The sequence below is a fragment of the Vibrio sp. 10N.222.54.A3 genome (assembly GCF_041474095.1).
Classification (GTDB): domain Bacteria; phylum Pseudomonadota; class Gammaproteobacteria; order Enterobacterales; family Vibrionaceae; genus Vibrio; species Vibrio crassostreae_C.
The window spans coordinates 1-12,180 of record NZ_JBFRTN010000033.1 but is presented as its reverse complement, the minus strand read 5'-3'; the positions used below and the strand labels follow the sequence as shown (position 1 = coordinate 12,180).

The window sequence follows — 12,180 nt, the reverse complement described above, 5'->3', positions numbered from 1 at the left end:
GAACTTAATAAGTTCAGCGCCTTTTTTAATGTCACTTTCTCAACATCGTTAAAACTATCGAGACATGTACAAAATGTATAAACAGTCAGGCTTGAAATAGTGTTATCTCAAAGGAACAAGCCCTACTTCATTTCACCATAGCGTTCTAGATACAGAACCGTTGCAGCGGTACGGGAAGGCACTTGCAGCTTTTTCAACAAGCTTTTCATATGTACCTTAACTGTCGATTCAGAAATAAACAGGTGATCGGCGATCTGCTTATTACGGTAACCTTTCGCGACTTCTTGAAGGATCTGCATTTCACGTTCAGTCAGTTGGTCAAAGATGTCGTTGCGGCTGCCAGCGTCGTTTAGGTAGCGAGCAACCACACTGCTGTAAGCTTTATCGCCACTGTGTGCTTGCTTGAGCAGTTCGATCAATTCATCAGGCTCAGTGTCTTTTAACAGGTAGCCATCAGCACCTGCTTTTACAATCGCTTCAATGTCTGCAGGGCTGTCAGAGACAGTTAGGATTACAATGTTTGCGCTTGAGCCGTCAGTACGAAGTGCTTTCAAGGTATCTAACCCAGACATGCCCTTCATGTTGAGATCCAAAAGGATCAAATCAGGTTCTTCTTCATGAGCGAGAGCAACCGCTTCAGTGCCGTTACTTGCTTCTGCAATCACTTCGAATTCGTCTTCAAAGCTCAGTAATTGGCTTATACCTCTGCGCATCAATGGATGATCATCAACCAGCATTACTTTACAAATCGTCAACTTTAACTTCCTTCAAACTTTTATATTTCAATATGACTGTACAGCCTTCACCTTGAGCCGCTTCAATCGTTAAGTCGCCATTCAGTCTTGCCGCACGCTCCTGCATAATGCTCATCCCATAGTGGTTCATTTTAGAACTACTTGAGTCAAAGCCGTCTCCATTGTCTTTAATCACGACTAACACTTCACCGTCCTCATCGATACAGCATACATCTATCAAGTCGGCATTGGCGTGTTTTATTGCGTTTATTGTTGCTTCACGAATCAATTGAAGCAAGTGAACCTGACTGTGTGCATCAAGTTCAATCGATGAAAGATTATTGGTGAGGTTAATCTTCGCATCGGTTCTTTCACTGAGTTCCTCAAGCATGGTGCTCAAGGCATCTCCAAAGTTGCCCTCTTTTATGGTCAACCTGAATGTGGTGAGTAGCTCTCTTAGCTGAGTATAGGCGTCTGCTAAACCATTACCGATTTCCGCCGCTATCTGCTCTGACTGCTCTCTGTGTTGCTGCTCTGGCAATTTACCAATCACACGCTTTAATAATGTAACTTGGATTTTCAAATACGACAGTGATTGAGCCAAAGAATCGTGCAACTCACGTGCGATCGTTGCACGTTCTTCCATAATAATAAGCTGTTCGGCTTTCTTTTGGGCGCGATTATAATAAATAGCTCGAGATAACAGTTGAATAAAGCTCTCGATCAGCGCCTTGGTAGAATGCCCATGGTGATACGAACAGTACAAGTAACCGAGAATGAGTTCGTTATCATCGAGCTTCATCTCGAACTTTTCGTAATCTAAATTCGAATCGTAGCCTTCATCCATAATCAAAGACCGACCTGAGTTATCTACAATTTCGAGCCTCAGCGACTCTATCCCTTCCAAGCTCACGAGGTGTTGCAAGATAGCTCGGAAGTTATCAGGAGCGATACGCGTCACCGTGAGCTCTTGTGACGAATTATAAAGTGCCTGTAGTGACTGATTAGCATTTTGTAGTTCTACCGTCTTAGCATCCACCACATCTTCAAGATTGCGATAAAGCACGCCGAGATCTTTCGCCATTGAGTTGAAGGTTTTCGTCAAAATACCCATTTCATTGCTACTGGTCACTTTGAGCTCTACCTCAAAATCACTGTTCTTGATTCGCTGGCTAGCTCCAACTAAGGCATGCAACGGTTTAACAACCTGTTTACGTACAAAGTGAACAACAAAAAGAGATATGACGAGAATTCCGCCCAAACCAATACCACCAGCCCACGCCAGCTTAATCAGCTTATCTTCAGAGAACTCTTGCAGCTTAAAAACGAAGCCATCGATTTCAGTTACGAAGTTTTCAACCAACACGAGATAGTGTTTGCGATCTTCACTGTTCAATACACGTTTCAGCTCATGCCAACGACCAATGATTAGATAGTAGTCTTCTGTAATGTCTGTCGGAACTTCCCAACTTACCAAGTTGGTCATCGACGGTGAGTAAAGAGAGCTTTCGAATTCACGGATATGAGAATCATAATCAACTGATTCTATTTGAATATCATGGGCTAGACGGTAGCTCTGCATTCGCATTGAACCTGCGACGTTCACCGCTTCTGCATCATTCAAACTTGAAGCCAATGTAAAAATAGCAAAGCCTGTCGTAGCAACCGACAACAGCAGTATGGATAGCAGTGACTTAGCTATCGTACTCGTTACAGATGAAATCGGTTTTATAAGCAAAAGAGCCTTCCTATTGATAAATGACTTGCCAGCAAGATCGTATTGTCACACATCAAAAATCATAGCTCCATTCAATATGTGATCACTCGCTTCGTAATTTATTGATCTGAGACAATATATGCCCCCAATTAGCCCTAAGGGGGTATTTATACAATTGTTTCTAAAACTACACTACTTGTGAGGACAAATTACAAGATATTAATGGAATAATGACCTACAATTACAACATCTTAGCAACATCTATGGGTATCTAGTGGTAGATCTATCAAAACGCCGTCTATTTTCTAGACGAAAAGTTGATTCAAGCCAGATTCGTTTGCCTTGGATTAAAAACCTAGAAAGCTTTGCAGATGACTGCACTCGCTGCGGTAAATGCATCGAGAGTTGTGAGACTGAGATAATCATTGTAGGCGATGGTGGGTTTCCTACTGTCGATTTCTCAATTGATGAATGTACGTTCTGCTATCAGTGTGCAGACGTTTGTCCTGAACCCATTTTTACGCCAAAGCAAGGAGAGCCTTGGCAAGCAAAAGCACGTATTTCTGATAAGTGTTTAGCGCAACAAAACGTTGAATGCCGAAGCTGTGGTGACATGTGTGAACCTATGGCCATTCAATTTCAACTTAGAGCAGGCAGTGTTGCTCTACCAAAAATCGAGTTAAATGAGTGTAGCGGTTGTGGGGCCTGCGTAGCAATTTGCCCTACTTCGGCTATTCTTGTGAGTAATGCATAAAACAAAAATAACGAGAGCAATTTATGGCACTAAATGAAGTGCATATATCAAGTTTAGTCGTGCATGTGAGCCCTGAGCATCTAAATGAGATCAAAGCGGAGATCGATCAATTCGATAACGCTGAAATCTACGGAGATAGCCCTGAAGGCAAAATCATCGTGGTCCTAGAAACTGAAAACCAAGGTTTTGTAACGGACACCATCGAAGCAATAAACAACATTAAGAACGTTTTGGGGACAGCTTTGGTTTATCACCAAATCGAAACTGGACTCGACGAAACGGATTTAGAAACTGGAAGCAACAATTCTCAACTTGAGGGTGAAGTATGAAAATGACAAGACGTGCGTTTGTGAAAGCAAACGCAGCTGCATCAGCGGCAGCCGTTGCAGGTGTAACACTACCGGCAACAGCAACCAACCTGATCGCTAGCTCTGATCAAACAAAAATCACGTGGGATAAAGCGCCTTGTCGTTTTTGTGGTACGGGCTGTTCGGTACTAGTAGGTACTCAAAACGGCAAAGTGGTTGCGACTCAAGGCGACCCAGAAGCACCAGTAAATAAAGGCCTTAACTGTATCAAAGGCTACTTCCTTTCAAAAATCATGTACGGCAAAGACCGTCTAGAACAGCCTCTTCTTCGTATGAAAGATGGCGAGTTCCATAAAGATGGTGATTTCGCACCAGTATCTTGGGACAAAGCGTTCGACGTGATGGCTGAGAAATGGAAAGCATCTCTTAAGAAGAACGGTCCAACAGGTGTTGGTATGTTCGGTTCAGGCCAATGGACAGTAATGGAAGGCTACGCAGCCGTTAAGATGATGAAAGCGGGTTTCCGTTCAAACAACATAGATCCAAACGCTCGTCACTGTATGGCTTCTGCTGTAGTAGGCTTCATGCGCACTTTCGGTATTGATGAGCCAATGGGTTGTTACGATGACTTTGAACACGCAGACGCATTCGTACTGTGGGGTTCAAACATGGCAGAAATGCACCCAGTACTATGGACTCGTATTACAGACCGTCGTCTAAGCCACCCACACGTTAAAGTAAACGTACTGTCTACTTACTACCACCGTTCTTTCGAGCTTGCAGACACGGGTTACATCTTCGAACCTCAATCAGATCTAGCAATTGCTAACTTCATTGCTAACTACATCATTCAAAACGATGCCGTTAACTGGGACTTCGTGAACAAGCACACGAACTTCAAGCAAGCAACGACAGACATCGGTTACGGTCTGCGTGACGATGATCCACTACAGAAAGCAGCCGCAAACCCTAACTCAGGCGAAATGACTGCTATCTCTTTCGAAGACTACAAAGCGTCTGTTGCTGAATACACAGTTGAGAAAGCGTCTGAAATGTCAGGTGTATCTCAAGAAGACCTTATCAAGCTGGCTAAGCAATATGCCGATCCAAATATCAAAGTAATGTCACTTTGGACTATGGGTATGAACCAACATACTCGTGGCGTATGGATGAACAGCCTTGTATACAACATCCACCTTCTTACAGGTAAGATTTCTACTCCAGGTAACAGCCCATTCTCACTAACTGGCCAACCGTCAGCGTGTGGTACAGCGCGTGAAGTTGGTACATTCGCTCACCGTTTACCTGCCGATATGGTGGTTGCTAACCCTAAACACCGTAAAATTGCAGAAGATATCTGGAAACTTCCAGAAGGCACCATTCCACCGGTACCCGGCGCTCACGCTGTTCTTCAAGACCGTATGTTGAAAGACGGTAAAATCAACGCTTACTGGGTAATGTGTAACAACAACATGCAAGCGGGTCCAAACATCAACACTGAACGTCTGCCAGGTTACCGTAACCCAGATAACTTCATTGTATGTTCTGACCCGTACCCAACGGCAACAGCTCAAGCGGCTGACCTCATCCTTCCAACAGCAATGTGGATTGAGAAAGAAGGCGCTTACGGTAACGCAGAGCGTCGTACACAAGCATGGTACCAACAAGTGAAAACTGTAGGTGAAGCTAAGTCTGACCTATGGCAAATCATGGAATTCTCTAAGCGCTTCACTATTGAAGAAGTTTGGGGTGAAGAACTGGTTGCGAAAATGCCTGAGTACCGTGGCAAAACCATGTACGACGTGCTTTACAAAAACGGCAACGTTGATGCATTCCCACTGTCTGAAGCTCAAGAGCTTAACGACGATGCACAAGCTCAAGGTTTCTACGTTCAAAAAGGTCTATTCGAAGAATACGCAGCCTTTGGTCGCGGCCACGGTCACGATTTAGCACCATACGATCGCTACCACCAAGTTCGTGGTCTACGTTGGCCTGTTGTTGACGGTAAAGAGACACTATGGCGCTATAAAGAAGGTTCAGATCCATATGCTAAGAAAGGTTCTGATTGGGACTTCTACGGCAAACCAGATGGTAAAGCACTGATCATCAATGCACCATACGAAGCGCCACCTGAAGTACCAAACGATGAATACGATATGTGGCTATGTACCGGTCGTGTTCTTGAGCACTGGCACACAGGTACTATGACTCGTCGTGTACCAGAACTTTACAAAGCAGTACCGGATGCACTTTGCTACATGCACCCTGCTGACGCTAAAGCTCGTGGCCTACGTCGTGGTGATGAAGTTCTTATCGAAAACAAACGTGGTGAAGTTCGTGTGCGTGTTGAAACTCGCGGCCGTAACCGTCCACCACAGGGCTTGGTATTCGTACCATTCTTTGATGCAAGAATTCTGATCAACAAGTTGATCTTGGATGCAACGGATCCTCTGTCTAAACAGACAGACTACAAGAAGTGTCCAGTTAAGATCACTAAAGTTGCTTAAGCCCTAGGCTTAGAGAAACGATCTTAAGTATTTAATATTGCGACTACTTTTTCATCCTTTTGAAGAAGTAGTCCTCTCAAAGAATTAGCCTTTAGGCGGAGAAATTAACATGAAAAAACTGATTACTGCCCTACTATCAGCCGGTCTTTTGCTAGCTGGCGTAGCTCAAGCTGAGCTGGATAACCCTGGCGGCATTGGTGGCGTAGAGTCTTTACGTGGTGTAAGTGAGCTTGAAGCAACACGAGCAGCTGACGACTTCAAAAAGTACCCTCGCGACCAAGTGCTTGAGAGCGATTACGTATACCAGCCACCATTGGTACCTCACAATATCCGTAGCTACGAAGTCTCTCTGAACGCAAACAAATGTCTGTCTTGCCACAGCTGGAAAAATGCGAAAGAGATGGGTGCGACAAAAATTAGTGTTACTCACTACATGAACCGTGAAGATGCAGTACTTGCTGACGTTTCACCTCGTCGTTACTTCTGTCTGCAGTGTCACGTTCCTCAAGCTAATGCGAAACCATTAGTAGAGAACGAGTTCAAACCTGTTGACTCACTACGCTAATCTTAGCCGTATTGTAGAGAGGCTATTATATGAAATTATTAAAAGCGTTTTGGAAAAGACTTGCGACACCAAGCAAAGCAGCCGTAGGCGTTGTTTTGTTCTTGGGTTTCTCGGGTGGTCTTTTGTTCTGGGGTGCATTCAACACGGGTATGGAGGCAACCAACACGGAAGAATTCTGTTCTGGCTGTCACGCACCTATCGTTGCTGAAATCCAAGAGACAATTCACTACTCTAACCGTTCTGGTGTTCGTGCAATCTGTTCAGACTGTCACGTACCGCATGAGTGGACTGATAAAATCGTTCGTAAAGTTCAAGCATCAAAAGAGCTATACGCTCACTTTATTGCTAAGACAATTGATACGCCTGAGAAATTCAAAGAGCGTCGTCATCACTTAGCTGAGCGCGAATGGGCTCGTTTGAAGAAGAACGATTCACTTGAGTGTCGTAACTGTCACCAGTTTGATTACATGGACTTCTCAGAGCAGAGCCCCCGTAGTGCGAAACAACACTCGACTGCGCTAGCTTCTGGTGAAAAAACGTGTGTAGACTGTCACAAAGGTATTGCACACAAACTACCAGACATGCACGGCGTTGAAGGCTGGCAATAAGGAGCGATTGAATGAGTACTTTAGAAAGCGTAATTTGGCACATCCTAGGTTACAGCGCTATGCCAGTTATCATTCTTGGTGGCTTTGCAGCTGTTGCAGCCGTATCTCTTTGGATTTTATCTATGGGTAAAGACAAAGAAATCGATTAACAATCGAGATTCCATCAACTTCTACCAGATAATTCTGATATGAGTTGATACGAAAAAGCCACTGATTTCAGTGGCTTTTTTATTATCTGACGTTGTGTATCTTTATAATTGAATGTGACTTAACGCCCTAAGCTTCGTTTTCTGGCGCTTCTTTCTCTGCGGTCTCTTTATCAACCTGCTCTTGATCGACAATCGGCAGCACCTGTTTTACATAGTTGCCTGGCGCTTTGCCAATCACAGGATTAAGCTCTGAGCCTTGATTGAAAGGTTCGATTTTTTCGTCAGTTTCAAAACCTTGTAGCCACTGATTCCAGTGTGTCCACCAAGACCCCTCATTATGAGTCGCATTAGTTAGCCACTCATCCGCCGAGTCGTCTAGGTTGTCATTCAGCCAGAACCCGTACTTCTTCTTACCTGGATGGTTAACAATACCCGCGATATGACCAGATTCACCAAGCACGAACGTCTTGTTGCCACCGGTATTCAAGGCACCACGGTAAGTCCCCTGCCAAAGCGCGATATGATCTTCTTTCGCTGAAATGAAGTAGCTTGGTATTTTTATCTTATTGAGATCAATCCAGACACCGCCTACTTTCACGCCTTTGTCTTGAACAAGTTTATTCTCAAGGTAAAGCTCACGCAGCAAGAAATTATGGCATTTAGCTGCAACGTTAGTGCTGTCACTGTTCCAGTACAACAGATCAAACTCCATTGGGCTGCTGCCTTTTAGGTAGTTATCAATGTAGTAGTTCCAGTACAGGCTGTTTTCACGAAGCAAACTGAATGTCACGCTTAATGAACGACCATCCATGAATCCTTTAGCATCGTTCTGTTTCTCAATGGCGTTAATGATCGTTTCATTGATATATGCGCCAACCTCTCCCGGCTGAGAGAAGTCTAATAGAGTCGTAAAAAAGGTCGCAGTTTTAATGCGTTTCTTCATTCTTTTAGCAGCATAGTAAGCGACCGTTGAAGCGAGAACAGTACCACCAATGCAGTAACCTGCAGCATTGATTTGCTCTTTACCCGTGATATCTTCAATTGCCGTCACGGCTTTCGCTACGCCTTCCGTGACATAGTCACCGAACTCTAAGTCTTTTTGCGCTTCACCTGGGTTGCGCCAAGACATCATGAAGACGCTGTGCCCTTGCTCAAGCAACCAACGAACCATTGAGTTCTTTTCACGAAGGTCGAGAATGTAGTACTTATTGATGAATGGAGGAACGATCAACAAAGGCGTGGCGTTCACCTGAGGTGTTTTTGGGTAGTATTGAATAAGCTCGAACAGATCATTTTGAAAAACGACATCACCTTCCGTGTTCGCAACATCAACACCTAATCGGAAGGCATTATTGTTGGTCATACGGATCTTGAGGATATCCGCGCTCGCTTCAACGTCAGCTTGTAGCTGCTCTAGCCCATCTAGCAAGTTCTCACCATTGCGCTCAAGCGTTAGCTTCATCAACTCTGGGTTAGTCGCAATGAAGTTACTAGGAGAAAGAGCATTGATAGCCTGACGTGAAAAGAACGCCACACGTTCCTTGGTTTTCTCGTCTATGCCTTCGATTGAATTAATGGTGTCTATATAGCTTTTGCTGAATAACAAATAAGACTGCTTGATAAAGCTGTAAAACGGGTCATTTTTCCACGCTTCATCAATAAAGCGTTTATCACTGCGCTCTTCAGTAATGACGCTTTCGGTATTACCCATCAGTGCGGCATTTTGCCAAATCTTAAGTTGCTGCTCCCACCATTGAGATTGTAACTGAAGCAGAACGGCGGGTTGGTTGGCGGCTTGCTCGAAGATTTTTGACGCATCATCAAAATTCAACTCTTGCATCGCTTGATTTAGGGGAGATTGCGCGGCTTCCTTGTTTTGTTCAAAGTTTTCCCACCATTGCTGGTTTGTTTGTTGAAGTTTAACAAGGTAGTCCGAAAAGAAGTGTTGAAACATAACATGACTCCAATAATCGGAAAATCGCCACCGAGCCTCACAGTAAACACTGTGCTGACTCGATGGCGATTTTATTTATGCAGGTGTAACTGTTTTCAAGTTTTCAGTTGTTAGTGTTTCAACATCTTCTTTGAACTCTTTTGCAGCAGCTTGCATTTTTGAGCTATCACTCATCATCTGTTGAGACAATTGAGTTAGCGCTGCTAGTTGCTGGCTGTTGAACGCCGTTAGGCTAGTCACGTCTTTGATTTCAGTCACTGCTTTCATTTGCGCAAGACCCATGTTCGTGTAAGTCTGCATTGCATTCATTTGCAGTTCTGTCATCGTTTGGACGTTCTTTGCAACCAACTTGTTGAACTTTAAGTACGGTTCAAATTGCTTTTCAGTTTGGTCAGTAATTGTTTTGAAAATATCCGTGTACATAAGTAACTCCTGATGAATACATAGTTTAATAAATTTGTGTCACTATCGTTTCAGCCAACGCTCATCGATTAACTCGCGATGCTTTGAAAAGCTGATCCGATATTTAAGCTTGCTACCGATATATCAGGCTCTAACCTTCAATACCTTTTAGCAAAACAGCGGTTCCCATTCCCCCACCCACACAGAGTGAAGCAACGCCATAAGTCGTTTTCTGTTCAAGCATTTCATGGATGAGTGCAACAATAATTCGATTGCCTGAAGCACCTAAAGGATGGCCAAGCGCGATTGCACCACCATTCACATTGACCTTTGGCTTGAACTCATCAAGCGGTAAGTCATGCTGCTCTGACAATTGGTACATTACGCCAAGAGCTTGTGCTGCAAACGCTTCATTCAATTCAAACAAATCTACTTCTTCTAGAGTGAGATTCGCCTTATCAAGCGTTTTAGAAACGGCTTCTACTGGGCCTAACCCCATAATCTTTGGATCTAATCCAGACTGTGCGTAGCTCGTTAGCTCTACCAGTGGTGTCAGTCCGTATTTCGCTACTGCACTCTCTGAGGCTAAGATGATTGCACTCGCGCCATCATTGATGCCCGAAGCGTTACCTGCCGTAACAGACCCTTCACGGTCAAAAGCTGGACGAAGCTTTTGCAGACCTTCGAATGTCGCGTCTGACTTCGGATACTCATCGGTATCAAAAGTGACGGTTTGTCTGCGCTGCTTAACTTCTACAGGCACGATTTGCTCGTTAAACTTACCCGCCTCAATCGCAGCAACGGCTTTTTGTTGGCTTTCTAAGGCATAGTTATCTTGAGCTAGGCGCGAAATATTCAACGTGTTCGCGATATTTTCAGCGGTCATGCCCATGTGGTAGTGATTAAACGCATCGGTTAAGCCATCACCAACCAGTAAGTCTTTCATTGAGATGTCACCCATTTTGTGACCATTACGAACGCTCGCTGGTACCACAAAAGGAATTTGTGACATCACTTCAACGCCAGCAGCAATAACCACTTCAGCATCTTGTGCTTTGATGTGCGCCGCTGCGTCCATCACTGATTTCATTCCGCTGCCGCAAATCATGTTCACGCCGTATGCTGGTGTTTCCTCAGGAAGCCCTGCATAGATGGAAGCCTGACGAGCAACCCCCATGCCTTGACCTGCCGAAATCACGTTGCCGACGATTACTTCATCAATCGCATCTAACGAAAGATCGACAGACTCAAGTGCACCTTTGATCGCAACGCCAGCCAGTTCACCCGCAGATACGTTTTTTAGCGACCCGGTAAATGCACCAATAGGAGTGCGCTTAGCCGCAACAATAAATACTTTTTCCATCATTCCAACCCCTTCAGTTTCGCCAATTACTGCATGTACAAGCCGCCATTCACAGACAATGTTTCGCCTGTAATGTACGCGCCAGATTCACTCGCTAAAAAGCCCACTGCGTCTGCAATTTCAACAGGTGTTGCTAAGCGTTTCATCGGAATTTGGTTCTTGATTGAATCCAGTACTTCAGGCTTCATTTGCTCAACCATAGGAGTTGCTGTGTAGCCAGGGGCAATCACGTTCACGGTTACGCCGCTACGAGCGCCTTCTGCAGCCAAAGCTTTAGAAAAACCAATCATTCCAGCTTTCGCTGCTGAGTAGTTAGTCTGTCCAAATTGACCTTTAAGACCATTGACGGAAGAGATGTTGATGACACGGCAGTTACCTTTCTCACACATAGGAGCGAACAAAGGTTGAGTCACGTTGAACAGACTGTTTAGGTTTGTTTCAATCACGTCTTTCCACGCTTCGGCATCCATCTTTTTAAAGACGCTATCACGTGTAATACCTGCGTTATTGACTAGTACATCCACCGTGCCTTCTTCTTCTAACAACTTGCTTAAGCTCAGCGCACATTCCGCAGTATTGGTAACATCTAATTCAAACAATCTCACTTGATCTTCGGTGAATTGTTTTTCGTTAAACCAATCCAAGGCACATTGGTAATTTCCAGTAAAATAAGTCGCGATAACACGATAGCCGTCTGCAACTAATTTAGAGGAAATTGCTGAGCCGATACCGCCTTTTGACCCTGTAATTAAAGCAAGCTTTTTCATTAATGGTTCCATCCCTTACAAGCAATTAAATAACAATGATGTTAATAAGATAATGTCTTAGCTGATAATTAAACTTTACGTTTTGCTTTAATTAAACCCTACAACTCAAAATCAAAAAGTATTATTACAAATATAAAATATTTTCGTATTATGATTAAAAACTAGACTTGCATCCCAAAATTAATGAAATGTTGCGAACATGTAAATTAACGCAAAGCTCTGATATTAATAAGGTTTATTTAATTTTACTTTTATCAACAAGCAGATAAGCCTTTGTTAATACGAGATAAATCTATATCTCCCAGCTTGTTTCAAGAATAATGCAATGTGGGAATTTGAAATGATTGATCAC

12 protein-coding genes are annotated in these 12,180 nt (G+C 43.8%); 6 read left to right on the top strand and 6 right to left on the bottom strand.

Annotation, left to right across the window (positions count from 1 at the left end; genetic code table 11):
• Window positions 1-122: 122 nt before the first annotated feature.
• Both AB4507_RS08855 and narQ read right to left on the bottom strand, forming a co-directional pair.
• Complete coding sequence (locus tag AB4507_RS08855) at window positions 123-755, bottom strand: response regulator (protein WP_008219279.1); 633 nt, start codon at window positions 753-755, stop codon at window positions 123-125.
• The gene (narQ, locus tag AB4507_RS08850; RefSeq protein WP_372182546.1) at window positions 742-2,472 is read right to left on the bottom strand and encodes a nitrate/nitrite two-component system sensor histidine kinase NarQ; all 1,731 of its coding nucleotides are present in this window, start codon (window positions 2,470-2,472) and stop codon (window positions 742-744) included. The genes AB4507_RS08855 and narQ overlap by 14 nt, the downstream gene beginning before the upstream one ends.
• Before the next feature lie 253 nt (window positions 2,473-2,725).
• On the opposite strand from narQ, the gene napF reads away from it, so the two are divergent.
• The 6 genes from napF (at window position 2,726) to AB4507_RS08820 (ending at window position 7,342) form a co-directional block, all read left to right on the top strand.
• On the top strand, window positions 2,726-3,205 hold the full coding sequence (gene napF, locus AB4507_RS08845) for a ferredoxin-type protein NapF (RefSeq protein WP_372182545.1): 480 nt from the start codon (window positions 2,726-2,728) through the stop codon (window positions 3,203-3,205).
• 23 nt (window positions 3,206-3,228) lie between these two features.
• Entirely contained in the window at window positions 3,229-3,534 is a 306-nt protein-coding gene (locus AB4507_RS08840; RefSeq protein ID WP_017062612.1) for a chaperone NapD, read from the top strand.
• Window positions 3,531-6,020 carry a periplasmic nitrate reductase subunit alpha gene (napA, locus tag AB4507_RS08835; RefSeq protein WP_104216304.1) on the top strand — a complete coding sequence of 830 codons (2,490 nt, stop codon included), beginning with the start codon at window positions 3,531-3,533 and terminating at the stop codon, window positions 6,018-6,020. The genes AB4507_RS08840 and napA overlap by 4 nt, the downstream gene beginning before the upstream one ends.
• 109 nt (window positions 6,021-6,129) lie before the next feature.
• Window positions 6,130-6,585 carry a nitrate reductase cytochrome c-type subunit gene (locus AB4507_RS08830; RefSeq protein WP_008219291.1) on the top strand — a complete coding sequence of 152 codons (456 nt, stop codon included), beginning with the start codon at window positions 6,130-6,132 and terminating at the stop codon, window positions 6,583-6,585.
• 29 nt (window positions 6,586-6,614) lie between these two features.
• Complete coding sequence (locus AB4507_RS08825) at window positions 6,615-7,193, top strand: NapC/NirT family cytochrome c (RefSeq protein WP_017069144.1); 579 nt, start codon at window positions 6,615-6,617, stop codon at window positions 7,191-7,193.
• Window positions 7,194-7,204: 11 nt separating this feature from the next.
• Window positions 7,205-7,342, top strand: coding sequence for a TIGR02808 family protein (locus AB4507_RS08820; protein ID WP_372055221.1), 138 nt, complete (start codon window positions 7,205-7,207; stop codon window positions 7,340-7,342).
• A gap of 127 nt (window positions 7,343-7,469) precedes the next feature.
• On the opposite strand, the gene phaC is transcribed toward AB4507_RS08820, so the two are convergent.
• The 4 genes from phaC to AB4507_RS08800 all read right to left on the bottom strand — a co-directional run bounded on the left by phaC (window position 7,470) and on the right by AB4507_RS08800 (window position 11,828).
• The gene (gene phaC, locus AB4507_RS08815) at window positions 7,470-9,296 is read right to left on the bottom strand and encodes a class I poly(R)-hydroxyalkanoic acid synthase (protein WP_372182544.1); all 1,827 of its coding nucleotides are present in this window, start codon (window positions 9,294-9,296) and stop codon (window positions 7,470-7,472) included.
• Window positions 9,297-9,371: 75 nt separating this feature from the next.
• The gene (locus AB4507_RS08810) at window positions 9,372-9,719 is read right to left on the bottom strand and encodes a phasin family protein (RefSeq protein ID WP_017062616.1); all 348 of its coding nucleotides are present in this window, start codon (window positions 9,717-9,719) and stop codon (window positions 9,372-9,374) included.
• Between the two features lie 130 nt (window positions 9,720-9,849).
• Window positions 9,850-11,061, bottom strand: a complete 1,212-nt coding sequence (locus AB4507_RS08805) for an acetyl-CoA C-acetyltransferase (protein WP_102320772.1) — start codon at window positions 11,059-11,061, stop codon at window positions 9,850-9,852.
• 26 nt (window positions 11,062-11,087) lie between these two features.
• A complete protein-coding gene (locus AB4507_RS08800) occupies window positions 11,088-11,828 on the bottom strand; it encodes an SDR family oxidoreductase (protein WP_017062618.1) in 741 nt (246 codons plus the stop codon).
• Window positions 11,829-12,180: the final 352 nt, after the last annotated feature.